The sequence below is a fragment of the Mesorhizobium sp. M2A.F.Ca.ET.037.01.1.1 genome (genome assembly GCF_003998075.1).
In the GTDB taxonomy this organism is placed as follows: Bacteria; Pseudomonadota; Alphaproteobacteria; order Rhizobiales; family Rhizobiaceae; genus Mesorhizobium.
In genome coordinates, this window is sequence record NZ_RZSA01000008.1 from 1 (window position 1) to 25,058 (window position 25,058).

A 25,058-nucleotide genomic window follows, 5' to 3' on the forward strand; every position below is an offset into this window, starting at 1 on the left:
GTCGACAACGGCGAATTCAACCCCGATGATGAAGGCGTCGATCTTCCCGATCTGGATGCCGCGCGCACTGCTTCCAGGCGCGCGGCATCCAGATCGGGAAGATCGACGCCTTCATCATCGGGGTTGAATTCGCCGTTGTCGACGTGGAAAAATGAAAAGTGGGCATGCCGCTAGCCTTGTTGAACAGCAGAACAACGCTCGCTCCATCGCTTTGTTTCGCAGCGATCGCCTGTGCTCGTTGCAAGGCGAAGCTCACAGCCATTGTTGCTGGACCATCGGGGCCGCCGGTCCTTGTCCGACTGACAGCCCACCCACGGAGATTGCACAGCCCGCTAGCTCCCAGCCAGCGGGCTTTTTGTTGCTGGAACATTCCAGCCAGGCGGCGGTTCGGATAACGGCGACGCATCTTTTGGTTAGGCTGTGCTGGCGTCGCGGTCGGGCTTGCATCACCCGACATAGAGCCCGCATCGTTCCCCTCGATGCGGGCTCATCGCTAAAGCGGAACCTGATAGGCTTATTTCGCTTATAGCCGGATGAGCACGCGAGGGGCTCGATTCATATATCGATGGATGGCTGAACACCTACCGATTTCGGATGATCCGGTGGCATTGAGCGATCTGGCTTGATTGATGAAGGGGGCCGAACGCGGAGGCATTTCACCCAGGGAAATTTAACGAAGAAGTCGATAGCGTTGCCGAGCTGATCTTTGAGGCGATGGAGCACGCCGAGGGCGCATGGCGTAGCAAAATGGAACAACATGCGATCACACCGAGTTCTACAGGCAGTGGTCGGTCCCTCGGGGGTGTTAGCCACGAATTCAGAAAGCCCGTCGCTCACGCTTATTAGCTGCGACGGGCTTTTCGTGAGCGATACCTAAAATTGTTAATGTCGAGGGATCAACGCTGGCGCATAATGCGAGTCTGCCCCGCACTTCATCGGGGTAAGGGCCCGGCCTGTCCGCCCGAAGTCCCCCCGACTCCCCGAAGGCCGGGCATCGTGTGTCTGGGGTGCCAGCTAGTCTAGTTGAGCGTCTTGTCGGCAACGAAGGGTGCCAGGGCTTCGGCAACGCGCTGTAGAAACGGCTCCAGATTGAGCACTACGCCGTTCGGCTCGACAAAGGTATCTTCCTCGTCCTGCTGCTGCGGATGCTCAAGCGTCACGGTAAACGTAGAGTCGGGCATCGCGGCCGATAGAGCAGCCGCCATCTGAGCCCGATAGGCTGCGCTTTCGTAGCGGGCTTCCCGGGGCGGCACTACCAGAAATTCTCTGGCGGACATGGCCGCCTTCATTCGCTCCAGCCATTGCATGATCTCGCCCCCGCGAAATCCCAGGCCTAAAAATCTGGCGGCCGACGCATACTTTGGTTGGGGTCCCGGATTGAAAGCGTCGGGCCGCCGTTTGGGTGGGGCGCGTCTCAATTGACGCAGGTCCAGATTAGGCGCGCTGTTTGCGCCTTTAATTTGGATGCCCTGATATGGTGAACGAGGGCTTACTATCCACAGCCATGCGCAGCAGCCGCGATAAATGCAGGCGGTGCAGAGCTTGCATGTCCTCTAATTGGTGGAGCAATTCGATGGCTAGACGTGTCGGCAGGTTGTCCCGCTCCAGTTGGGCAATGAGTTCGTGTTGACGAAGCAGATGCTGCTCACCCAGCCTCACATGGCCTTTCACCATTTCGATCTCGTCGGCGAGAACCATGAAGAGGAACGCACCTGTCCTTTGCTCGTTCCGCCGGTCCGGCGAGGGCAGCTATTTGAACGCGTATTTGTATACCGCGCGGCCGCTTTCTTCGGTAACGCGAACCCATAGCCGTTCTTCTCTGCGCGCCTGGACCTCTTTCTTGGTACTGAGGGTCGCAGCCTCCCACGGCGACTTGGCGGTGACTGTGTTACGGGAAACCGGCGTCTCGCCGGCCATCTCCTCGACTTGGTAGGTTTTCATGCATAGCGCCCCGTTTCGGTCACCGCTCCAACGATGATCGCCAGGCCTTGTTCCGGCTCAGAGGTGCGAGCGCGCGAGCCGACCTAGGCGAACGGCGCTCCACAGGCGACTAAGTTGCCTAGTTAGCGGAGGGTGCCTTCCTCATAGGTGGAACGTGGCTCGTCACCAGCCGCACAGTGTTCGTCTTGACCGTTATCCCGAGATCCTTGCCGCCGATCGTCACCGTGTCCTCGTCGACGCGTGTGACCTCTCCCACAATCTCGATCTGCTGCCCGCTGCTGATGTGAGGCGTGGTGTCCACGATCGAATGTGGTTGATGGTACGACGGGATCAAAACGCTGATCCTGTCCTCTGTCACGCGCTTGCGCACGGTTGCCGTTATGGCGACCTCGTCGCCGACCTTTATGCTGCCCTTGGCCATGCCATTACAATGCCGGAGCGGCAGATAGGTTCGCAAGCGCCAGCTAATGGAACAATCCGCCAGCCGCCTTGTTGTGTTTCGCTGCGCAGCTCGTGCCGAGGTCCCAGCGCAGCCGGGGGCCCAGACCCCGGAGCCCGTTCGACCCTCCCCAGGCGAACGGGCTCTTGTGATGGAACGTGCGACTACTGCCATATCAAATGTGGTTGGTGGCGATGCGGCACGGGCGCATAAGTGACCTATCGCCGGTAACGACCTTGTGGACATCGGCGGCTGAGAGACACACCGACCGCGCTCTTGTCTGAACCCAGACCGGGAGCAATTCGTTGGCCGATCCAGTCTCCACTTGCCCAAACCAAACAGCGCTCGACGTCGTACTCATCGCAAGCTCGAAGGAAGCGATCGAGCGGTCGCGCGAATTACTGATTGAGACGAGACCGTTGCTCAATCCCTATAGCGCAGAGCATTGCACCGTGAATTCCGTCTCGATAACCGAGGTTTGTGGGGAATGGCACGTCCTCGTCCAGGAGGACGGGAAAGAAAGCGCCCGCACCTTTGTGAGCGAGCAATATGCTCTGAACTATGCTGAAGGCCAAAGGCTGCGACTGCATCTCGACAAGGTGACGCGGATCTAGTCGCCGGCCGGTTTCTCTTCCACTGACTTGCCGCCGAAGCTCACGGGTGGCAACACCGAAGCGTCGTTCACAGTGGCGTCACAACGTGCCGAGCGACCTTGCATCGGCGAAGAGGCTGCGCCACGAAGCGTGTTGATGCGGTCTCGGGGAACATCGAGGACGCGAAAAACAAAGCCAAGGCCGTCGCCGACAAGGCAGCGCAACATCAGCCTTGATTGGCGCATTGGCGCTGGTGATTGGGCGTCGCCAAGGCCCACGCCAAAAAGCCATGTGCGGTATCGCGGAAATAGACCTCGTCCGTGTGAGTGTTGACCCATTTCGTTCGCAAACGTCCGGCGAGGTAGCCGCCGGCGGCGGCCGAGAGCCACTGAAGATGACTAGCCAGACCGCGGCACTCACCGCGAAGGCGGTGGCAGACGGCATCAACAGCAACGAAATCGAGGAAGATACCCGCAGCGTTTATCAGGCCGTGCTTGAAGCAATTCGCTCCGATTGATGGAGTTTGGGTCAACCTGCCCGGGGATTTGGACCGGCGGAGCGATGACGTGAAGGTTTCCGCCCGGTCCGCATCTTCAAAGCATTCCGGAAAGCCTCCGCTCCCACTTCGCAGCCATGTCTCGATGGGCCGTTGGAACTGATGACGATCTTAGCCTGCCCGATTGTTAGACCGTATTTCTGGGCAAGCTCAACTGGTTTGTACGTATCGTTCCAGCTCTCGATCGGTTTGGTCGTTTGCACTCCCTGGCGATAGGTCTTGGTCGCGCTCAACGGTCGTGGGACGTGGAGGTTCAACGGCAGGAGCGAAGTCCTTGCATTCGGGGAGGAGACGGACGCTGCGCCTCCAGAGAAGCGGCACGAACGACTTTGTGTCGGGAGGCCTCCGGCTTACGGATACCTGAAGAGATTGCAGGGATGCGGTACCTCTCTGCAACCCAGATTGAGGGAACAGGCCCGGCTAGTCAGCCGTCTTAGGCGGGATTTGAAATCGATAGATTATACCGCGCTCGCTATCTGTCACTCTGACCCATTTCTCGTCGGCGCCGGCTTCCCAATTTTCCGTTACAACAGCGTCGCTAATCACGCGGGCGACGGCCTCTTCAGGCGTCTCCGCAGTAATTTCGCCGCTTGCGGTCGACAAATCGCCGGCCATCTCTTCGACGAAAAAGCTTTTGGACACGTGGTCCCTTCCTTGTTGGAGCTCGGTGGCTTGTCCCGTCTCCTTGGCATTGGCAACGGGCTTTTTCGCTCATGAAGTAATCCGCAACTTAGAGCTATCTACGCAGCTGCCGTTTCCGACCTCTGGCCGTCTCCGCTAAGAACGGCCGGCGCCTTCGTAGGGTGAATTCCTGAAAGCAGGCGCCGGGCCGAGATCCTGGGGAGTTAACCGGCGTCGGGCGGTTCTGTAAAAGAAACCCCGCTTTCGCGGGGTTCTTTCGTCAGTGGACTGCATTCTTTTTGGCGGCCGCCTTGCGCTGCCCTGACTTACCCTTTGAGGCAGAGTCTTTCGAGTGGGCTGACATCGCCGGTGCGGCACCGGCTTCCTTGGCAGCGGACGCTTTAACAGCGGCTTTCTTCGGAGCTGCATTCTTCGGCGCAGCAGCCTTTCTTGCACGCCCCTTTTTCGGCTCTTCCTTCGATGAGAAGATGCCGGTGATGCTTTCAATGATGGACATTGGCTGGCCCTCCGTTGAATTCGACAAACAATGCCGAGCGCCCAGAAATTGTTCCATGGGGCGGTACTCAACGTCGCCTCATTGGCTAGGCGGTTCGGGCCGGGCCAGCCCTGCCTTCATTGGGATCTGCTCAAGATCAACTATTGCAACGAATGCCGCGCCGCTGGCCGCGATGATCGGAACTTGCAGTTCACAACCATGCTCTGACGCCGGAGCGGCGGAAGGGCTGGGCGCCTTACCCAAATAGGCGAGTTTCCGCTCTTACAGAAGCGGGCGGCTTGGCTTCCTCGGTTCCGGCAAGCTGTTACAGGGATTTGCGGCCAACGCGGCTAAGCGCCAGTCTTTTTGGCACATCTCCCTTGCGAGTGACTCATTGCGATCATCATCAGCGGTCGCTCGACCTTTCTTCGCGGCAAGCAGATAGTCAGCTCTGTTCGTGCGGTAGTCTTCTTTTTTTGCAGTCATCGTTTCCTCCCGGATTCCGCAGGCATGCCCTCCTTCTGGCCTGACGGCGGAACACACTAGCTGCCGATATATCGCGGGAGTCCACCAATTGAGGATTGTGTAGAACGATATATCCGGGGCAGCGGCTCAATCATAGGCAATTGGCTGCGTAGCCTTCTGTCTAATGAAGCTGATATGCCGCCGATCTTGCTCCAACACGCTGCCGGCTACTTTTCGTCCGCTACGGAACCTTTCCGCCCACAACTGCTTCCCTGTGATTGCTGGGAGGATGATCAATGGCAAATCTGGGCAGATTGGCTGTGGCCATATTAGGCGTGCTCGCCTACCAAAATCGCGACAAGATCGGGGAATTGCTGCGCGGGAGTCGCGATCCGAACAATCCGCAGGGCGGCATACTGGACCAACTATCCAAAGGCGTTTCCGGGACAGCGCTAGGCGATATCGTCGAGCGATTCAGGAATGCGGGAGCCGGGTCTAAGGTGGATTCCTGGGTCAGCCCCGGCCCGAACCAACCCATCGAGCCGAAAGAGGTCGAGACGGCGATCGACGATGAAACGCTGACTTCGCTTTCAATGCAGACGGGCTTGTCCCGGGATGAACTGATCGCCAGGATAACGCGTGATTTGCCTGAGGCGATCAACAAGTTGACTCCGAATGGCGAAATGCCCGCTGCAGGCTCGGAGGACATTACTCTTCTTGATCGGGTGCCGCCACGTACCGGGGCCTAGCCGGCCATTAGTCGAGCTGTGTCGTCCGAACTGCCTCCGCCTCAGCGCACAGCCGTCCGCCAGGCGCCAAGCAGTGCTCACCAGAAGGGCGATTGCCATGTACTAGGGTCGCCCGGTATTCAAACCAGAACAACGTGTCGAGAAGGAAATCGACAGCACCGTAGCAGCCCGAGGGCGATTAGGCTGGAACACGAGGCGCATCTCGTAGTTCGGTGTCGGGCGGCCGATCCAACGTCCCTCAGATCGGCTCTCCATTCCTAGTGCCATGTCAGGCCCACCACTGTGCTCCGGTGGTGGGCTTTTCATTACAAAAAGGGCCACTTTTGTCCGCATTCGACGGGCGACGCCATAAGCTGACCATCCGCTTTCGGCCCCTTTGCAGACATCGATCGCTCGACGGGCCGGCTAGCACTTCCCGATGTAGAACCCACCCGTCGGCTTGTCGTCTTTCATCCAGATCAAGGCCTGGGACATGGAGTCGACCTGGTCGTCGTGCCTGCCGTTCGGAAAGGCAAGCACCTCAAGGATAAAGTTGTCCTTCCAGTGCGCGTCTTTCGGCAGGTAGACGCTGCCATTTTCAATCATCGCTGCTGCGCGGATCAAACGGGCCTCTTTGTCGATCCGAGCTTTTACCGGGGTGGTGGCGATGGCTTGGCTATCCAGATCCGCGATCAGGCTCGAACCTGAGCCTGCATCTTCGATCAGGACGATGTCCGGGTTGTGCTCATCGATGGATTGGCGGACGACCTTGACGAGGTCGGGGTAAGACGCTCGAATACGGACGAGGTCAAGGAGGTAGTACTTGGTATCGTCTTTCGCCCAGGTCGAGCCGACCGAATAGTCGCAACTCGGGTCGCCCTTCAGAGCGGTATCCCAGCTCTGCACGATCGTCATTGAACGACGATCGAACTGAGCCAGGTCGTAGTAGCGAAACCAAGCGCGTTTGACGAGGTTGCCATCCGCCGGGGCAGGGGACTGCTGGTATTGGGCGGAAAAGGTGAGCGACCCGAGATCGCGCTTAAGCCTGTCAAGCTCAGGCATTCCGAGCCGAGCGGGATGGAGCAGGTCACCGATCTTGCGCTCCTGCCAGCGACTTGCGCTCATTGGAATTCGGGCGTCCTCGTCGGCAATTGCGGAGAGATTGAGGTGATCCCAGCCGCCCGCCTCCAAAAGGACACCCGCCAGATCGTCGACATGGAGACGCTGCATGACAAGGATAACGGCGCCGGTGGCCGGGTTGTCGAAGCGCGACATCAAAGTCGTTCGGACCCATTCAGCGCACTTGTTGCGCGCCGTTTCGGAATGTGCATCCTCCGCCTTCAGGGGATCGTCGATGATGATGTCGCCGCCGCGGCCAGTCAGCTGACCGCCGTTGCGTCGAGGCGCGCAACTCGGCACAGCTCGCTTTCCAGCGTTGGAGATATTGGCTGGCTGGAACAGCTGTGCGCTCTGGCCAGCAGTTGAATGCGCCAAGCGCCTCGACACTGTCCGGAGCCTGATGGTACTGGGCAAGAATGGTCAGGGACTGGCTTGGGCGAACGGCGCTGCGGTTGTCGGAGAACCATGCTGCAGAATCGCGGGCGAGCCCCTGGCTGTCGGCGAGCCTGCTATAGCGTATGATGATATCCTCGCGATATCCGGCAATGGCGTCGCCGAAAGCGTTGTCGCCGGCAAAGGGCAGGTCCGTCTTCCAGCTTTTTGCAAAAAGTCCCAGACCACGCGGCGAGGGCCTCCACCATCGCCTCCTTGAGCCACTGGCAAGGAGGTGCCGGCTTGGCGTCCGCCTGCCAGTTGTTGGCTGTCACATGGCTGAGTTCATGGCCGAACTGGTAGGCAAGCTTCGACCAGTCCCGCTCGCCGATGTCGACGATGATCCATGCCATGCTGTTCCCATCAGGATGTAGCCATATGGAGGGCGGACCGGCGGTATGCTCCTCGACGCGGAGCTTTGTCGGTTGACGATCGGAGACGAGGCGGACACCGTCAAGACATGCATGGCGCATGCGCTCAAGGATCTAATCGGCGGAACGAGGGATCATGCGGCCCCAGTCGCCGGCGAGTTCGATAGGGGCGGAGAGGAGGGTACCAATGGTCGGCGATGAAATTCGCTGCAGCATCGGAGCGTCATTCCTGTCTGACCCAACGCGCAGGCGAGCCAGTGCGCCGGTTCGGGCCAGACCAGCCATGCCTTCATGGGACTTGCTCAAGATCATCCTTTGCAGCGAATGTCAGACCGACCGGCTGTGACGATCGGAATCTTCAGCTTACAAACCGCGCTATGACGCCGGAGCAGCGCAAGCGTTGGATGACTTGTCCGTAAGCGGCCCGACAATCTTGCCGTTTGGGTGTGCGGGTATGACTGCCGGGCCTTGAGCCTGCCGTTGTGAGCCAGCCGGCTCCGTCACCCATGTATCAGCATTTGCTAATGTTTACAACGCATGGCGTCGGGGTGACGCCGGAAAATGAGCGCCCGAAGGATCTCAGCAGGGGCGACCAGGCACGAAAAGCTTGAGCGCTGGAGGCAGAAGCCTACGCCTGCCAATCTGTCTAATACATACATGAGCCGCTGGTCGAAGGCTCGACTTCGACGAAGATAGGCGCCAAACGACCTTTTCAGTCCGAGCAGCGTGAAGCCCTTCGGCAGCCCAGCGAGCTTGCACTGCATTCCGCCTGACGAGGGACCGTCAAGTCAGGCGTAGACCTGCCTAAGAGAGGACTTACCGGTTTCCGAAACTGGCAGCGGGAAAGCCTCGACCTGTCCCCCGGTCTTGTCCAGGTACTGCATCAAAGCTGTGACCAGATGGTAGAAGATGCTCGCGGGGACCTCCGTCGCTACTGACCTTCCGCGCTCATCAATCCTGTCGATCCATAAGCCAAGTGGTGCGGGATCGATATGCCATCTGAAGAGCCGGGCAACGCGCGCTTCGATCTCGGGTTTCAAGTCAGGCCCGCCAATACCATCAAGCGCAACTGCCGCCTTGATCGCCTCGCACTGCGGCCAGCTTCGCGAAAGACGGTCGAGGGGCAGTCCGTGGCGCGAGACGGCTGCATAGGCCAGACCCGTGGCCCGGTTCAAACCGCTGGCAACCGCCGACGAATAGAGCTTTCTCGCAAACGCAACTAAGTCCTTCTGGCCGCTCGCCCGCGCGAAATCGACGAGGAGGAAGGCCCATTCGAAATGGTGGCCTGGTTCGGTCCACTGTCCCTCGTCTCCCGGCAACGGCAGCCAATCGACGTCGAAGCGTTCTCCAAGTGTCCAGCTCTCCTGGTCGAAGAAATGGCATCGAAAGAGATCGATGACGCGTGCCGCGCGACGCAGGTATGCGCGGTCGCCCGTGACGCCATGCCAGGCAAGGAAGGATTCCAGCATGTGCATGTGAGGGTTCGAGAGCCGCACCCCGCTCCAGACGGGGCTCTCGAGGAAGCCGTTCAGGCTGGCATCCTCGAGATGCGTGTCGATGAAATGAAATGTCTCTTGTGCAAGCCGTAGGGCATCCTGGTGGCCGCATCGATGAGCATGGGCAAGCGCCAGCAGCACACAGGCTTGGTCGTAGGCATCCTCCGCCGGATCAGCCACGCCGCCGTCGCATTTTAGGGTGCGTACCCAGCCGCCACGGTCGGTACGACCGCATTTCGCGATGAAGTCGATCCCGTGGTTGAGAAGTTTGTCGGCGGGCCCAGGCCAACCGCGTTCCTTGGCCACCGCGAAAGCGTAGATCTGACGTGCCATTGTCCGCATGCGTTTGGGCTTGCGTAGCGGCCTCGCATCAAAACCGAGCGACTCATGAAATCCGCCATACACATCGTCGACCCCTGCAGTGGACCATACCGGCAGTGTTTCGTCGAAAAGCCAGTGCTCGACGCGCTTGCGCCATGACCCACTGACGATGACCCGGTCTTCCGACGCCGTGAACTTGGTTTCGAGTCGTCCGCTCTTCTCCAACTGCTCGACAACCTTCTTGACGTTCTGGCTGTGGCTGACGGGGGCAACAAATACCGCGTCCGGTGTTGCCACCACCGCCACATCCTTCATTCCGACGACGGTCAGCAGCCTGCCCTGGCTTCGAAGGTAGGACCTGCTGCAGTCCATCGCGACGACATCTCCCATCACAACGTTGCCGTCGCTGTCGACAGGGCTGGCTTCGAGCAGCGATTGCCACGATCCAAGATCATTCCAGCGGAAGGAGGCCGTAACCATCGCGATGTCGTGGGCACGCTCCATGACGGCGTAGTCGATCGAACTCGACGGGACAGCTGAGTAGAAGCTCCGTGGTAGGTAGATGCCTGAAACGTCGTCCCGTGCGGTCTTATAGGCCCGTTCGGCGCTGTCCCAGATATCTGGCCGGAACTCAAGAAATGCCTGCGCATCGTGTCCGCTCGAAACAGGAACAGGCCGGCGTTCCAATAGAACCTCCCCGAAGACGCATATTGGCGAGCTGTCTCGGCATCGGGCTTCTCGACAAAGCGCGCAACGGCGGCCACGCCGTCAGCATTTGCCGCAACCTCGATGTAGCCGTACCCGGTTTCCGGATGTGTCGGCTTGATGCCGAATATGACAAGGCGTCCTGACTCGGCCACAGGCCGGCCCATCTCGACGGTTTCCCAGAATTGCGCCTCGGTTGATATCTCATGATCGGAGGGGACCACGAGCACAAGCGCGTCGGAGCCATGCTCGAAGATCGTCTGCAGGGTTGCTATGGCGACTGCCGCGGCGGTGTTGCGGCCAACTGGCTCGAAAATCGGTCTGCCGCCGTCCTATCCGAGTGGACTGATGTCGGAGATGACGCGATCGGCATGCCGCTCGGACGCTATCAGGTAGATTGGGGTCTCACCTTCGGACCGGGCCTTGAGGCCGAACGGTCTTCGCAAGCATGGATCCGTCGCCGGAAATGTCGTGGAATTGCTTGGGATTGTCTTCGCGCGAGAGCGGCCATAGCCGTGAACCAACGCCCCCGCTCATGACAAAACATACGATCCGGCCCGGCATGGTCCAGTTCCTCTCAGAATGTTTGGCTGTAGGCGCCGACTTCTGGATTGCGGCGCAGGGCCATGGCATGGAGCTCGGCAGCACGCCTTTTGATGCAGGAGTGCCCGGTCCTCCAGTAGTCGCTCATGGAATTATTTTGCGCGAGAGCCGGGTCCGTCATGAAAAGCCCCGTCGGCGTCACGTCCATGACGAACGTAGATTTCGGATCCAGCGCGGAGATGTTCCGCGCCAGCATGACGCCAAACTTGTCTGCGAAAATCTCGCGGCCTCCATCGACGTCGCAATCGCGGTCGCCGTCGTCATCGAAGCCGAGCCCCATGCCGAGCGCCTGTACCACCATCAAATTGAACTCGGGCTCTTTCTCGGAGCCTGGATGCCCCAACCACCAACACGTGTCGCATTCCCGGAAGCCAGTGGCTTTGACGAGAGCGCTGGTTTCGAAGGCGAATATGTTCGACTTGGCTTGACCGACTAGGTTGAGCGTCACGTTTCCATCCGCAATTGCGCACGGAACGATCCTAGCACGCTGTGTAGCCTAAGCTCTCTTCATGAATTGGGGTAGTCCGAATGCCCCGGTTTGCCCCCATCCTATTGAAGCACCCCTGCGACGGCCGCAAGGATGTCTCGTGCGCTTTCTTAACGGTCTCGCAGCGCTTCGTGTTTGTATTTCGCCAGCGGCGAGAGAAAGTAGCCAATGATACTGCGCGCGCCAGTCTTGATCTCGATCGTCACCGCCATGCCCGGACTGAGCTTGACGAGCTTGTCGTCCACCTGCATGTACGCACGGTCAAGCGAAACGCGCGCGGCATATTCCAGTTCCTGACCCCTCGGCTCACTGTCGCTCTGCTCTGCGCCCGATGCGCGGTCGTTCGAACCGCTCTGCCTCTCGCGAGGTATGGCGTCCGGTGACACGCTGAGCACTTCTCCATGAAGAAGCCCGTAGCGGGTGAAGTTGAATGTGTCGACCTTGATTTCTGTCTTCTGTCCCGGGTGGACGAATCCGATATCTCGGTTGGAGAGCATGGCCTCGATTTCGAGATGGCTCTCGCTCGGAACCACCACGGCCAGCGGCTGAGCAGGCGTGACCACGCCTCCTATCGTGTGAACGGCGAGTTGTTGTACGACGCCGTCGACCGGCGCGGTCAATCGTTGGAACTTCGTGCGCTGCTCTGCCTTGGTCTCCTCCTGCTCGGCACTCTCAACCCTTTGGTCGGCTTTCGCGAGTGCGTCATAGGTCGCGCGCCGATACTCCGCGACGGTCTTTTCTCTCGTTTCCCTTAGCACCGCGATGGCTGCATCGGCTTCGCGCAGCCGGCTCTGCTGCAGGTTGAGATCCTGCTGAAGGCCGACCAACTCCTGATACTCGGAGAGATAGTCGACCTTCGAAGCAAGCGCGTTGTCGACGAGCTTTTTGCGAATATCGACTCGCTCCTGCAGCACCGGTGTTGTAGCCTGGAGCTTCGCGACGCTTGCCAAGGTCGTTGATCGTTCCGCTTCTCTCTGATTCTGCTGGCGCTCGATCTCCGCGAGCTTGGCGTTCTGTTCGGCGACCTGACTGATCAGAAACTGACGATGCATCTCGATGTCCACTGCGCTCGCGCCCTGCGGCGGCCGGAAGGCCGCAAGTGGATCCTCGGCGAGCGCGGCGCGCAGCCGGGCGACGTCGAGTTCGGCCGAAAGGAGATCACTTCTCTGGCGCTGCTGGTCGGCTTCCGTCATGGTCGGGTCGAGCTCGATCAGCACGTCACCGGCCTTCACGTTCTGTCCATCGCGTATATTGATGGCGCGGACAATGCCCGTCTCGAACGGCTGAATCAGCTTGGTGCGCCCGTCTGGCACGATCTTGCCCGTCGCCGTTGCGACGATATCGATGCTGCCTAACGACGCCCAAATCAGCGTGACGCAGAAGACTGCGACGATACTCGCCGCGATCGCGCGACCGATCGGCGACGGTGGCGTTTCGGTGATTTCGAGCGCTGCCGGCAGGAACGCTACTTCGTGCTCGTGGCGGCGAACTTGGGCTCTCGGAAATGGGACGATGTTTCGGCTAGCGGACTTCATGGATGCCAGCCTGCAGATAGTGGAGGTTTGCGTAACGCCCGTTCGAGCGGATCAGGTCATCATGGGTACCATCCTCGACGATACGGCCATGCTCTATCGTGATGATCCGGTTCGCGTGGCGCACGGTCGAGAGCCGATGAGCGATGACGAAGACGGTTCGGCCTGCAGAGATTCGTTTCATGTTCTGCTGAATGGCGCGCTCGCTTTCGTAGTCCAGGGCGCTGGTCGCCTCATCGAGGATAAGGATGCGCGGATCGGCAATGAGTGCCCGAGCGATTGCGACACGCTGGCGCTGCCCGCCGGAAAGACTGCTGCCGCGTTCGCCCACGATGGTGTCATATCCCTCCGGCAGCTCGAGGATGAAGTCGTGAGCGCCGGCCAGCGATGCCGCTGCAATGACGCGGTCCATCGGCATAGCCGGATCAGCGAGCGCGATGTTCTCGCGAATGGATCGGTTGAAGAGCACGTTCTCTTGCAAGACGACACCTATCTGGCGTCGAAGCCAGGTTAGGTCGACCATCGCCAGATCGACGCCATCGACCAGCACGCGTCCGCTCTCCGGCACATAGAGCCGCTGTATCAGCTTGGCGACGGTGCTCTTGCCTGACCCCGAGGAGCCCACGATGCCGATAACCTGACCGGGCTCGACGCTGAACGAGACATCGTGCAGCACCTCGGGGCCGTCGACCCGGTAGCGGAAAGTCGCATGCTCGAATGTCACCTGCCCGCGGATTGCCGGCAATGCGGCGCGGCCAGGATTGAAGCTTGGCTCGGGAATGGTGTTGAGGATATCGCCAAGGCGATCGATCGACAGGCGGGCCTGATGGAAATCCTGCCAGATCTGCGCGAGCCGCAGCACCGGCATGCTCACGCGCCCGGCCAGCATATTGAATGCGACGAGCTCGCCGACGGTCAGGTCGCCGCCGATCACGAGCTTGGCGCCGAAGTAAAGGGTTGCGGCGACGACCAGCTTGTTGATCATCTGCACCGCCTGGCTCGCAGTATTGTTCAGGCTGAGCACGCGGAAGCTTGCGGTCACATAGGCGGCGAGCTGCTCCTCCCAGCGGCGCTGCATCTGCGGCTCGACCGCCATGGCCTTCAGCGTCTCGACGCCCGTCACGGTCTCGACCAGAAAAGCTTGATTCTCCGAGCCGCGATCGAACTTCTCATCGAGGCGCCGGCGAAACAGCGGCGCAGCTCCCGCAGAAATGCCGATGTAGAATGGGAACGACGACAGGACGATCAGAGTCAACGGAGTTGTGTAATAGAACATCACCGCAAGGAAAACGACGGTGAAGACGAGATCAATGACAAGCGTGAGCGCCGAGCTCGTCAGGAACTGCCGGATATTCTCGAGCTCGCGGACGCGTGCGACTGAATCCCCGACGCGGCGTGTCTGGAAATATGCGATCGGCAACGCCATCAGGTGACGAAACAGCCGGGCGCCGAGCTCGACGTCGATGCGGTTCGTCGTGTGCGCGAACAGATAGACGCGCAGCGTGCCGAGAACAGTTTCGAAAACGGTCAGCGCGATAAGGCCCGCGACCAGGACGTCGAGCGTGCTCATGCTTCGATGCACGAGCACCTTGTCGATGACCACCTGGAAGAACAGGGGCGAGATGAGGGCAAAGACCTGAAGGAAGAATGACGCGATCAGCACTTCGCCGAGAAGATGGCGATATTTGTGGACCGCGCCGAGAAACCAGCCGATGTCAAACCGCCGGGACAGGTCCGTAAGGGCAGCGCGCCGGGTCATCAGGATGATATCGCCGTCCCAGATGGACTCAAGTTCGGCCTGGCTCATTGTAATGGGTTGCGGCGACGATGGGCGCTGAACGAGGAGCTTGTCGTCGACGACTTTGCCGAGGATCAGGAATCCACCGTCCCGAAGCACGGCGATTCCCGGCAGCGGAGTAACCGCAAGCCGATTCCAGCTCGTCCTCTGTGCCCGAGCCTTGAGTCCGAAATCTTTTGCACAGCGCAGCACTTCGGTAACGCCCACTCGCGCCGCGCCCATGCGATGCCGAATTTGGTCCGGCTCGGCCGCGATGCCATGGCAACGCAGCAATATCGCCAAGGCGACGAGCCTTGGGTCATCGCCGCACTCAGACGCAGTGCCCGCCGTCTGGGCGGCCTCATCGCGTCGATCGGCGAAACGAACACGCATCAAGGTACTGCTGGCGCGCCGTACCAGATCACGCCCACGGCCAATAAGGGCATGGAGCGCCCGCTGCGCGACGTTCTGTGATCCAGCCAAGATCAAACGGCCGTCCCACATTGCTTCGAATTCCGCTCGCGTGATCAGCTTCGCATTTGAAGAGGGTGGATGCAGCACAACCGCGCCTTTGTCGCTGACCTTTCCGAGAAGCAGAAATCCACCATCATGCAGTGAAGCGATGCCGGGCAACCGGATATCCGCAAGTTGTTTCCACTGTGTCTTGCGCGAACCGACCTTGAGCCCGAACTCGCGGGCGCAACGAAGCATCGCGCGGATGCCGATTGCACCGCCGCCGCCACAGCGATCGCGGATCTGGTCGGGCTTAACGTTCACGCCATGAAAGCGAAGGAACAGAGCCAGGGCTCGAAGTCCAAAGTCTGCGGCGTGGGCATTCTCGTTCTGCATCGCCATTCTGGCTTAACCCTTCGCGGATACGCGTCCGCGTTCGATGTTCCTTCTCAGATTCACAAACTTGACGGTGCCGCACCCAGGCGCTGGAGCCCCTGGGTGCGGAGGCGATCAATGTTGCGGTCTGGTCAGGTACGAGTCGTGATTCCAGTTGGTTCCATTCGACAAGGACGCCACGATCTGACCGTGATCGACGTGGCCAGAGTTGCCGGCCAGGTACTGGTTCAGCAGCGCAAAACTCTGGCTTGCGAGGGACGCTCTACTCGTGCCGGACGCAAGCGGATGATCCGCCATAGTAATGTTTTGCGACGCCAAGGTCTTAGCGGTGCCGGCGACCAAGTCCCTGTGCTCGTTCAGCCAAGCAAAGCGCCGGGTTGACAAGGACGCTAGCGACCTAGCGGGAGCATGCTCATGATCCGTCTGGGCGATCACCCGCGGCGAAGTCGTGGTGGCGGCAGGCCGAGGATCCGTTACGGCGATGGTCTGCGGCGAGGCTGTCGAGACGGCGCCTGTGGCCGGATCCTTCGCCGTTGCCGTCAGCGTGAGTGTCGCAACCGGATGAGCCGCGCCCCTGTAGTTCGATTGCAGCGTCAATCCGCTGTCGACCTGCGCGGCCGTCAAGGTGATACTCTTGCCACTGAACGTCTTGCCGTCGAGTTTGTCGGTGATCGTCTCGTACTTAGGCAAGCCCGTCACCATCACGGTCACGAGATCGTTGGGGTCGGTCGTTGTCACCTTGACCCCGAGGTCGACCGTACCGCCCAGCCCGTTCACGTCGAGCGTTGGGTCGGCGATGGTGAGGACCGGCGCGATCACTGACGGGGTGGTTGGTCTCGTTGGGGTGGTTGGAGTCGTCGAGGTCGTTGGGGTGGTTGGTGCTGTCGTAGGGGTCTGGATCGATGACGTCGTCGAGGGAGCGACGTTGGCACCCGTGACGGTGTCGCCGCTGCCCGCCTTCTGATAAAGCTGAACCCCGTCGATCTGCATTTGCATCGACGATGGGGTCGAACCATCCAGAGCCGTATGCCATCCGCTCGCGTTCGAATTCGCGACCCCCATGTTCATCATCAATTGCATCGGTTCATCCGGGATCGCGACCTGTGCGCTGGTCACTTGCGCCATTTGTTGCCCGTCCAGATACCAGGTGATCGATTCACCAGGCACCCAGTTGATGCCGTAGGTGTGGAAGCCGCCCGTGAGGTTGATGCCGCTGTCGATGGTGTCGCCGACCCACCCTGACGGTCCGTGGAGGTGCCAGGAGAAATTGTTGTCCGCCGGCCCAGAACCGGTAAATCCACCCTCCTGTATATCGAGCTCGAAATTGTCGCCGCTGCTGCCCGCGCCGTCGCCGGGCATCAGCCAGAGGCCTGGCCATGCGCCTCCGCCGCTCGGCGCCTTCATGCTGATCTGAAGGTAGCCGCCGTTGAATTCGAAGTTGCCGTAGCTGCTGACGGCGCCGGACGTGATCGGGAATGTCTGTGCCACCCCACCCTGATTTATGCCGCTGATGGGCTGTTTGATCGCCGTGAGATCCAAGGTCCCGTTGCTCACCGACACCTGGCTCGGCATATCATAGTCGGCATTATATGGGCCGCCCGGCGTGCTTCCTCCCGACCCATTGCTATTCCAGGCCCAGCCGTTGGCGGCATTGCTGGTGATATAGGTATGCCAATCGCTGTCGAGCGCCGTGCCGGAGAAGTTTTCCTCATAGACGAGGTCGCTCGAGGCAAAGCCTGTTGGTGCGGAAAGAGTCATTCCGTGATCCTTCTTGGGCGTTGAAAAAAATTCACTGCCGCGCATCGCCAAAGTGCGTGAGACGTCGCACGCGCAGCTAGGCAACGCGAACTGATTTCAAACTCGTAGCTGGGCTACGAGAACTGATTTCAAACTCGCATAGGCAACGCGACTGATTACAAAGTAGCGGAGATTTGGGTGTCTTCGCCCCAGACACTGATGTCGAGCGGGCTCAACGTTGATTTCACCATCGAAGACGAGTCTTGTCGACGGGAATGCTTGTCAGGTTCTCGCCCCTGAACCCGTGTACGGTGTCGCTGCCAACGCGCACAAGGCTTTCAACGATTTGAGCCGCAGCCGAATTGAAGTCGACCGCATGTCTCCCGGCGGGCGCGCCGCCGAGCTTGCTATTAAGTATAAGCACAGTAGTCCCTTAGTTCATTGCGTCTTTTTTGTTCTCATTCCGCCCGCACCCCTAAGTAAACACAGGCATTTCCGCATTTAAACTTGCTCAGACACCGTCTTGTACCTGCGTAAATTATTCGAAGACGATGTATATGACACAGGCGACCATACTACGATTTGCGGCGAGAATGAGGCTCGGCGGGTGATTGTTAACACATTCCTAATGTAACTTATTAACACGTTCTAATATGGAAAGTGATCAACGGACCGCGCCGGGGCACCCTCCCAGATGGCCTGCCACGATCGTATCTGTCGGTTTAAATGTTGCGGTCGCTTTGGGTGCCCGTTGGCTCGCGCGGGTCGTTCGCATTTGAGGTAGTCGAAAGGGATGGGTGGGATGTCTTGCGATGGCGCATCGCTGACGAGCCTTCGAGCCTGTTGTCGCACCCGGCCGGATGTTCGACCACCATTTGCGCGCCGATGTGCTTGGCCGAGCTCAGCCGTTAAGGCGTTGACCACGTTCCAGTCTCTATAAATGTCACTGCGTCACGTCGCTAGCCACGCAGCCGCAATGCCCGCGTCATCCGCTGGCTGGTATCGTGATCGAGCGCGGTCTCTACAGCGCCGCGCAGCCGTTCAATCGCAATGCCAAAGTGCCTGAATCGGGATCATATTATCAAGATCTGAGCAGCGCCAAGACGCGCAACCGCATCCAAGGGGAGAGTGCGAATGCTTGGGTACCTTGTTGAAATGGCTGGAGCGTGGCGCCACGGCGCGCATGCGCTTCGTCGCCGCGGGACGGCTCCGCGGATTGTCAGATTTGAACCGCGCAACGAGTCGCCAAAGCTCCACTTCGTGGCCATCTGCTAACAGCCTGGCCTGCTCTTTCGCCGCAACGTCGTCTATGCAGGTAAGGTTGATGCCGCCCTTGAACTGGCCGCGGTCGTCCAGAACGTAGAGCCGATAATGCTGCATCGCTTGTTCTCGATCAGGATTGCCAGCTCGTCTCGGCGCCAGCTGGATTTGCATTGAAGCCGCCAGCAGCGCTGCGCCGCTCTCGCCGATCGCTCCACTTTTGTGTACCCGCAAGACAAAGACGCTGCATGACGACATGCCCGAACATGGAATGTATGTCCTCCGCAATTTGCATGTCATTCACATTGACCCAAACCACATGTTGGGCGATCTGCCTGAGCGTTCCTCCGCCATATCCGCAAAGCCCTAGCGTAACTGCGGCATGATCATTGGCGTATCGAACGGCACGCAGAACGTTTTCCGAATTTCCGCTTCCCGAAATCGCGATGACCAAGTCGCCCTCGTTCAGGATGTTCTTTAGCTGCTCGACGAACACATCCTGGAAAGAAACATCGTTCGCGTATGCAAACGTAAGGCCCACATTGTCGATCAGCGTCCGGCCACGAAACGGGCGCTTCGTGGAAAGATAGATGCTCTTGTTCCAGTCCGTGATGAAATGCAGCGCCGTGAGCGAACTGCCACCATTTCCAAGCGTGATTATCTGCTTGCCATCCTCCTGTGCCTGCGCGACCAAGGCCACTGCATTATCGATGCTTTCGTGGTCCAATGAAGCCAGGACGATCTCGAGTTTCTTGAAATAGGCTTGAGCACTGCCGCCAAGATTTTTTATTGGGCGGGCTCCGATGTCGGTTGATTGAGTACTGCCGCCAAAATGCTTCATTGGATGGACTCCGATGTCGGTTGATAGTGAACGATGCGGCTCCCGGCGAAGTCGAACTTGACAGGGAAGTGCTTCAGGTCCCTAAGGGCCGCTTTGATTGCGTCGTGGCGATCGAGAGGTGCGAAGAACATGAGAAAACCTCCTGCACCTGCTCCCAGCAGCTTGCCGCCCGTGGCACCCGCCCGCATCGCGGTCTGGTACCAGTGATCGATTGCATCGTTCGTGATTTCCTCAGAGAGGCTCTTTTTTAAGAGCCAGTTCTCGTGGAGGATTTCGCCGAAGGCGTCGAGGTTGCATCGATGCAGCTCATCACGAAGCTGATAGGTGAGCCCGACCATCCGCCTGAGCGCTTTGCGCTTGTCCGGAGCTCTTGCGATGCACTCCGACTGTCGCACGAGAATGTCCGAAGCACTGCGCGTAATGCCGGTGTAGAACATGAGAACTTGCTTCTCGATCGAAGCGATGAAATCACGCGGGCATATGAGCGGTGACACCGAAACGCTGTCATCGCGGTGAAACTCGATGAGATTCAATCCGCCGAAGGCGGCGGCGTATTGATCCTGCCTTCCAATGGGCGCGCCACAAAGTTCGATCTCGATGCAACAACTATCGGCGCCGAGCTTTGCCTTCGAGACATATTGCCCCCGAAACGCGTTCAGCGCGTGCAGAAGGCCAACCGTAAAAGCGCTCGATGATCCAAGTCCGGTGCCCTTGGATGGAATATCGGCAATAGTCGTTATCTCAATGCCCCCGCATATCCCAAGGTATCCCATCGTCGCCTTGACAATCGGATGCTGGATATCCTCGACGCTGTCGACTTCTTCCGTTCTTGAATAAGCGATTCGAGTGCCGTTATCGAACTTGCGGTTCACATTCACGTAGACGTACTTGTCGATAGCAACGCTTAGGACGGCGCCGCCTTCCTCCCGATAGAAGGCAGGCAGATCGCTGCCACCTCCCACGAAGCTCACTCGAAGCGGCGTCTGACTGATGATCATCCGACGGCCTCAATCAGCTCGATCGCCCGCAATCGGACGCACTGGTTGGCGCTCGACCGCGATGCCAAAACGATTGGTGTCTCGTCCTCCTGGCGGGAACTATAGATACGCGCTGCAGCCTCCCGATCCACGCCTCGACGCGAGTATTCCCGCGTCACTCGGTGCCTCCTCAGCTCCTCATCGATATCAACGAAGAATGTGTGTGCACGACCCGGCAAAACCACATCGGACAGCGAAAGAGCGACGGCTCCTTCCACGACCAGGACGGTTTCCGGAGAAATGCTTACCTTTTCCGATCTTGGATGCGATACGCGGCTCAGCTTTTCGTAATAGGGCAGATCGAGCGTCTCGCGAGAACGAACGCCCACCAGGCGGCTTACAACCTTCCTAATCTCGTTCATGTCGTAGCGACCCATCACCGTTGCTTCGCGATCGGCGGCGGACCGTATCCAGCGATCAAGGGCAACGACTTGCGCATCAAAGCCGCGGCCGCGAAGTACCTCGGCGATAGCGCTGGAAAGGACGCTCTTTCCGCTTCGGGAGAGCCCTGCCACGAAACACACGTCACCCGGCTTAACATGCGCGATCAGATCGGATGCCGTGTCCACCAAGGTCGGATGAACGGTGAGAATGAACTTGGCAGCCTCGAACAAATCCGGGACGGTATAGTCGGGCATGACATGATACTTGCTGTCCAGCCCGCCCGCGCCCGTCTCGACCAGGATCGATCTGATGCCGGACCGTTTTGCGAGCGCGACGTCGGTAGAGGAATCGCCGATGACCCAGGATTGTCTGCGATCGATATTGAACGCCTCGACCGCCTCGTCGACCAACCCGGTGGCGGGCTTGCGGCATTCACAGTGGACCTTTAGCGCTTCCACCTCACCGGCAAAGCCGCGATCTGGATGGTGCGGGCAGTAATAGATGGCATCGACAAAAGCCCCCTGGCGGCCAAGCTCGGTCTCCATCTTGTTATGGATCATCCGCAAGTCTCGTACAGAGCAATCTCCTCTCGCCACAACGGGTTGGTTTGTGACGATGATTGTCCGGTATTCGGCCTGGTTGAAACAGGCGATCGCGGCCGCGGCCCCCTCGATCAGTTTGAAGCGTTCGGGACGATCGATATGCCCATCGTCGATATTGATGCACCCGTCCCTGTCCAAAAATACTGCTTTCTGCGGAGAAGCGAGTGAAGCTCGGGCTATGCGGCCGGAGGCAAGGTCGGCGCAGACCTTGTCAAGTCTCGCCGGGGTTCCCGCGTCCTTAATGTACTCAGGGCTGCTATAGCTTCTGATCTCCGCGCCGGCCCGAAGCATTTCAGGAAAGAGATCCTTGCCAAAATCGAGCGGAGTTGCCGCGGCGCGCCACGGGAACAAGGCTTGTCTTCGAATGTAGTAAAGAGCTGCGCTGACTTTGTTGGGATAAAAGCAACCGGGATCGTGTGGATATGGATGGAACGCGGTAACCACGCCATCTTCCGACGTCTCGATCAGATCGGAATCATGCGGGTGATCATTCGGATGGGTGAAAATAGTCGCGGCTGCTGCCTCGTGTCTTTCATGGAAGCACTTGAAGCGGGTGAGATCGACGTCGAGCATCGTGTCGCCGTAGATCGTGAGGAAGTCCTCGTCGAGCAGATGCAGAACGGACAGAACCGCCCCGGCAGTCCCGCGAGGCGCACCGTCATCTACGCAACGAACTTCAATCCCCCAATTCCCGCGCTGATTGCAAAAATCCACGATTTGCTCGGCTGCGTGGTTCACCAGGATCAAGATCCTCTCGATCCCGTGTTGCTTGGCTAGGAGGATTTGATGCTCGAGAAGTGGCTTGCCACCAATGTTGGCCAGCGACTTGGGCAGATCACCGATCCGGCCCCTGAGCCGTGTCCCCAGACCACCGGCAAGTACAACGGCCTGCATCACGGGTGTCCTTCCTGCCGTACGATTTCCACGACGGCTTTTCGGACAGCGTCGGCCGATCCAAGCTGGGGCCGCCAACCGAGTGCACGGAGCTTTGCTACGTCATAGGAAAACCGGGGAACATCCCCCGTCCAACCGCGATCTTCAAATCCGTATTCGATCCCCGCGCCCGGTGCGACAGCCTCGACAGTGGTTTCCGCTATGAAGCTGACGGTTACCCCTTTGTCCTCGGGGCCGATATTGTAGCAGCCAAGCCGTTCGGATGCGTTTGCACGCAGGTAGACGATCGCATCGATCAGATCATTGACGTGAAGATAGGCCTTCCGTTGCCGGCCCGATCCCAAAACGTTCAGCTTGTTTGGTGTGATCTTTAGCTTTCTGACGAAATCCAGAATGACGCCATGTGTTGCCGGAATGCCGATCACGTTCGGAAAGCGAAAGATCAAGGCCCGCCCCAACCAGTTCTCGACGGCCGCGCTGATTAGCGCTTCCGATGCTAGCTTCATGGCGCCGTAGTTGGAAATCGGCAGCAGCGGCCCGACATCCTCTCTGATCGGAGCCTCCCCCAAATCGCCGTACACGGCTGAGCTGGATGCAAAAGCAAGGAACGGAACTCCCGCCTCCCTCATTGAGTCCAACACGTTGAACGTCGTTAGAAAGGTATCGCGCAGATCGACAGAGGCATCGGTGATTCCTGCAGGAATGTCCGAATTGGCAGCCATGTGCCAGACTTCGGAAATCGGAATGCGACTGTGACAGTTCATAAAGCGGCTTCTCACCGCAGCCGCGTCTGAGAGATCCACTTTCTCAAAAATGAACCTCTCATGCGTAAGAAGCTCGTTCAGGTTTTCCCGAGAACCTCGCGACAGGTTGTCAAAGCCAAAGACCGAATATCCACGATCAATAAAGATCCGTGCAAGCCTGCTTCCTACAAAGCCGGCCACTCCCGATATGAAGATGGCGCGCGGTTCAACCAATCGGATTGCCCCTTAGCCTCTTGTGCGCAAGCTTTCGCGCCAAAGTCTTCCGGATTCTGCAATGACTTCCGTTTGCGAGCCTTCACCGCTGGACAGCCGCGAGTTCGACCGGGGCTCGGCATTAAGCTCTGCGCCCGTCTTTGAGGTCATGCGTCTCTTGCGTCTCTGTGAATCATTGCATGGTTTTCTTCGATCCGCGATTATTCCTCGGGGGTAGCCCCATTTTGCTGATCCGGACTGAATCGCATCGCGCCCGCTGTGGGGCGACGCTGCTGCGGATTCTGGCGGTCGTGCCGGCCGCACAATCTCGCCGTTTGCGTCTCTGTCGGATCGAACTGGCCCTCGACTAAGCATACCGACGCAATGTCCCGGATGAGGGGCGGTCGCCATCCACCGAGAAGCTCCGAAACTCGATACCGAGCTGCTTGAGCCGCTCTACGCCGGGAACCTCTCGCGCCGGGCGCACGAGCCCGAGGATGGAGTCGGATCGGAAGGGCAGGGGGACATGCACCGCCTCAGCTGCCTTGAGGGCGCCACTGACAAGCTGCCAGGGCACGGCGACGGCACGCAGTGTTCTGCCTTGCGATGCGGCGATCTCGTTCATGAGCCGTCGGAACGGCACCGGTTCGGGGTTGGCCAGCCCTACCGGTTCCGGCAGGGGCATGTCCGACTCGGCAATACGCACCATAGCGGCTGCCATGTCCGCCTCATGCACCATGAACTGATGGGATTGCGCCCCGATGAGAGGTGTAACCGGCAGCGTGGTGAGCTTGCGGAGCGCGCCTGCCATCCCGCCCCAACCGGGGCCGTACACTAGGCCGAGCCGGGTGGAGACAGCTCCCAGACTGCCCGCCGTGCGCTCGCAGGCCAGTTTCGCCTGACCGTACAACTGTTGGGTTCCCTTATAGGCGGACATCGAGGAGATAAAAATAACCCGGCGAACCCCTGCGGCGGCGACATTGCGGAGGAGGTGCTGCGAGCCTGACACATTGGTGCCCCACACATCGCCGGCGCTGACGAGGGTCAGGTCCCATGCACCGTGGATGAGCACATCCAGGTCGCTGAATGCGGCCCCTGACGGCGGGCGCTTGATCTCATATGGGCGCCACTCGGCGACGCTGGCGGCAGATTCGGAGGCCACCCGGTTCGGACGGGCGAAGGCGATGACCTTATGCCCTTGTTCGGCGAAGGCGGCGCGCAGGATGGTCCCGACATATCCGTTCGCTCCGGTGATACCGACCCGCATCGAACGCTCAAGCCGTCAGCTGCATCGCTTCGCGGGCGATGCGATGCGAATTGGCCATCACCGTCAGCGTAAAGGTGGTAGCCGGAACATTTGGGAAAACCGACCCGTCGATGAGATGGATCCGGTCCCAGCGCGCCAGCCGCCCAAGGCGGTCTGTCGTCGCACTCCCGGAATCCGGCTCATTGGCGTGAGGAAAGCTGCCGCCAAAGTGGTAGCTTTTGGCTCCGCCCGACCACAGCATCCGCGGCGTGACTGGCCACAAGTCAAGGTAAGGTGCCGCCCTGCGGATCCGGCTTATCACGTCAGGCAGCATTGGAGGCACGCATTTGCCCCTGACCTTGGCCTCGCTGAAGCCCTCCGAAGTGAGAGTGATCTGGGGGAGCTCGTCAGGAGCTGCTGCGGACAGCTGGGCGCTCACTCGGATCTTGGGTGACGCCCAGGACGGCAAGTAGCCCAGGCCTACCGTCAACCGGCTGAGCAGCCGATCGGTCGCGAAGGCGGCGGCGCGGTGTTTGAGGAAACCGGGAAGCGCATCGTAATATGCCTGAT

Annotated in this window: 21 protein-coding genes and 2 pseudogenes; 3 read left to right on the plus strand and 20 right to left on the minus strand. The window is 59.4% G+C overall.

Features of this window, described 5'->3' with window-relative positions; genetic code table 11:
* Nucleotides 1-1,019: 1,019 nt before the first annotated feature.
* From EOA27_RS01055 to EOA27_RS01070, 4 genes are all read right to left on the minus strand, one after another.
* Nucleotides 1,020-1,307, minus strand: coding sequence for a hypothetical protein (locus EOA27_RS01055; RefSeq protein ID WP_126079507.1), 288 nt, complete (start codon nucleotides 1,305-1,307; stop codon nucleotides 1,020-1,022).
* A 148-nt stretch (nucleotides 1,308-1,455) separates the two neighbouring features.
* The gene (locus EOA27_RS01060) at nucleotides 1,456-1,698 is read right to left on the minus strand and encodes a hypothetical protein (protein ID WP_126079506.1); all 243 of its coding nucleotides are present in this window, start codon (nucleotides 1,696-1,698) and stop codon (nucleotides 1,456-1,458) included.
* Nucleotides 1,699-1,749: 51 nt separating this feature from the next.
* On the minus strand, nucleotides 1,750-1,941 hold the full coding sequence (locus tag EOA27_RS01065; RefSeq protein WP_126079505.1) for a hypothetical protein: 192 nt from the start codon (nucleotides 1,939-1,941) through the stop codon (nucleotides 1,750-1,752).
* Nucleotides 1,942-2,059: 118 nt separating this feature from the next.
* Nucleotides 2,060-2,362, minus strand: a complete 303-nt coding sequence (locus EOA27_RS01070; RefSeq protein WP_126079504.1) for a hypothetical protein — start codon at nucleotides 2,360-2,362, stop codon at nucleotides 2,060-2,062.
* A gap of 323 nt (nucleotides 2,363-2,685) precedes the next feature.
* Between EOA27_RS01070 and EOA27_RS01075 the strand changes: the two genes are divergently transcribed.
* Both EOA27_RS01075 and EOA27_RS01080 read left to right on the plus strand, forming a co-directional pair.
* Nucleotides 2,686-2,994 (plus strand): hypothetical protein, encoded by a 309-nt coding sequence (locus EOA27_RS01075; protein WP_126079503.1) that lies wholly within the window; start codon nucleotides 2,686-2,688, stop codon nucleotides 2,992-2,994.
* 223 nt (nucleotides 2,995-3,217) lie between these two features.
* Nucleotides 3,218-3,490, plus strand: a complete 273-nt coding sequence (locus EOA27_RS01080) for a DUF768 domain-containing protein (RefSeq protein ID WP_126079502.1) — start codon at nucleotides 3,218-3,220, stop codon at nucleotides 3,488-3,490.
* A 459-nt stretch (nucleotides 3,491-3,949) separates the two neighbouring features.
* Here the strand turns inward: EOA27_RS01080 and EOA27_RS01085 are convergent, their stop codons facing one another.
* Nucleotides 3,950-4,171 carry a hypothetical protein gene (locus tag EOA27_RS01085; protein ID WP_126079501.1) on the minus strand — a complete coding sequence of 74 codons (222 nt, stop codon included), beginning with the start codon at nucleotides 4,169-4,171 and terminating at the stop codon, nucleotides 3,950-3,952.
* Between the two features lie 259 nt (nucleotides 4,172-4,430).
* Nucleotides 4,431-4,667: a hypothetical protein gene (locus tag EOA27_RS01090; RefSeq protein WP_126079500.1), complete on the minus strand. Its 237-nt coding sequence runs from the start codon at nucleotides 4,665-4,667 to the stop codon at nucleotides 4,431-4,433.
* Between the two features lie 740 nt (nucleotides 4,668-5,407).
* Here EOA27_RS01090 and EOA27_RS01100 point away from each other — a divergent pair.
* The gene (locus tag EOA27_RS01100) at nucleotides 5,408-5,860 is read left to right on the plus strand and encodes a YidB family protein (RefSeq protein ID WP_126079498.1); all 453 of its coding nucleotides are present in this window, start codon (nucleotides 5,408-5,410) and stop codon (nucleotides 5,858-5,860) included.
* 405 nt (nucleotides 5,861-6,265) lie between these two features.
* Here the strand turns inward: EOA27_RS01100 and terL are convergent, their stop codons facing one another.
* The 14 genes and pseudogenes from terL to EOA27_RS01170 form a co-directional block, all read right to left on the minus strand.
* Complete coding sequence (gene terL, locus EOA27_RS01105) at nucleotides 6,266-7,333, minus strand: phage terminase large subunit (protein ID WP_189561938.1); 1,068 nt, start codon at nucleotides 7,331-7,333, stop codon at nucleotides 6,266-6,268.
* A 134-nt stretch (nucleotides 7,334-7,467) separates the two neighbouring features.
* Nucleotides 7,468-7,743, minus strand: a complete 276-nt coding sequence (locus EOA27_RS40420) for a hypothetical protein (RefSeq protein ID WP_189561939.1) — start codon at nucleotides 7,741-7,743, stop codon at nucleotides 7,468-7,470.
* Nucleotides 7,744-8,549: 806 nt separating this feature from the next.
* A pseudogene (locus EOA27_RS01115) lies at nucleotides 8,550-10,847 on the minus strand (AGE family epimerase/isomerase).
* Between the two features lie 58 nt (nucleotides 10,848-10,905).
* A pseudogene (locus tag EOA27_RS41860) lies at nucleotides 10,906-11,166 on the minus strand (phosphomannomutase/phosphoglucomutase); the annotation flags it as partial.
* A gap of 317 nt (nucleotides 11,167-11,483) precedes the next feature.
* The gene (locus tag EOA27_RS01125) at nucleotides 11,484-12,908 is read right to left on the minus strand and encodes an HlyD family type I secretion periplasmic adaptor subunit (RefSeq protein ID WP_126079495.1); all 1,425 of its coding nucleotides are present in this window, start codon (nucleotides 12,906-12,908) and stop codon (nucleotides 11,484-11,486) included.
* A complete protein-coding gene (locus tag EOA27_RS01130) occupies nucleotides 12,895-15,537 on the minus strand; it encodes a type I secretion system permease/ATPase (RefSeq protein WP_189343272.1) in 2,643 nt (880 codons plus the stop codon). Before EOA27_RS01130 ends, EOA27_RS01125 begins: the two co-directional genes overlap by 14 nt.
* A gap of 108 nt (nucleotides 15,538-15,645) precedes the next feature.
* A complete protein-coding gene (locus EOA27_RS01135; protein WP_189343271.1) occupies nucleotides 15,646-17,289 on the minus strand; it encodes a glycoside hydrolase family 16 protein in 1,644 nt (547 codons plus the stop codon).
* Between the two features lie 1,020 nt (nucleotides 17,290-18,309).
* Nucleotides 18,310-18,702 carry a hypothetical protein gene (locus EOA27_RS01140; RefSeq protein ID WP_126079493.1) on the minus strand — a complete coding sequence of 131 codons (393 nt, stop codon included), beginning with the start codon at nucleotides 18,700-18,702 and terminating at the stop codon, nucleotides 18,310-18,312.
* The gene (locus EOA27_RS01145; RefSeq protein WP_126079492.1) at nucleotides 18,662-19,369 is read right to left on the minus strand and encodes an SIS domain-containing protein; all 708 of its coding nucleotides are present in this window, start codon (nucleotides 19,367-19,369) and stop codon (nucleotides 18,662-18,664) included. The genes EOA27_RS01140 and EOA27_RS01145 overlap by 41 nt, the downstream gene beginning before the upstream one ends.
* Entirely contained in the window at nucleotides 19,366-20,367 is a 1,002-nt protein-coding gene (locus EOA27_RS01150) for a GHMP kinase (protein WP_126079491.1), read from the minus strand. Before EOA27_RS01150 ends, EOA27_RS01145 begins: the two co-directional genes overlap by 4 nt.
* Entirely contained in the window at nucleotides 20,364-22,286 is a 1,923-nt protein-coding gene (locus tag EOA27_RS01155; RefSeq protein ID WP_145970240.1) for an HAD-IIIA family hydrolase, read from the minus strand. The genes EOA27_RS01150 and EOA27_RS01155 overlap by 4 nt, the downstream gene beginning before the upstream one ends.
* Nucleotides 22,286-23,263 (minus strand): NAD-dependent epimerase/dehydratase family protein, encoded by a 978-nt coding sequence (locus EOA27_RS01160; protein WP_189343270.1) that lies wholly within the window; start codon nucleotides 23,261-23,263, stop codon nucleotides 22,286-22,288. The genes EOA27_RS01155 and EOA27_RS01160 overlap by 1 nt, the downstream gene beginning before the upstream one ends.
* Nucleotides 23,264-23,609: 346 nt before the next feature.
* Nucleotides 23,610-24,509, minus strand: a complete 900-nt coding sequence (locus tag EOA27_RS01165) for an NAD(P)-dependent oxidoreductase (protein WP_127255262.1) — start codon at nucleotides 24,507-24,509, stop codon at nucleotides 23,610-23,612.
* 7 nt (nucleotides 24,510-24,516) lie between these two features.
* Nucleotides 24,517-25,058: GMC oxidoreductase (locus EOA27_RS01170; RefSeq protein ID WP_245491007.1), on the minus strand; the 542-nt coding region annotated here is incomplete at its 5' end.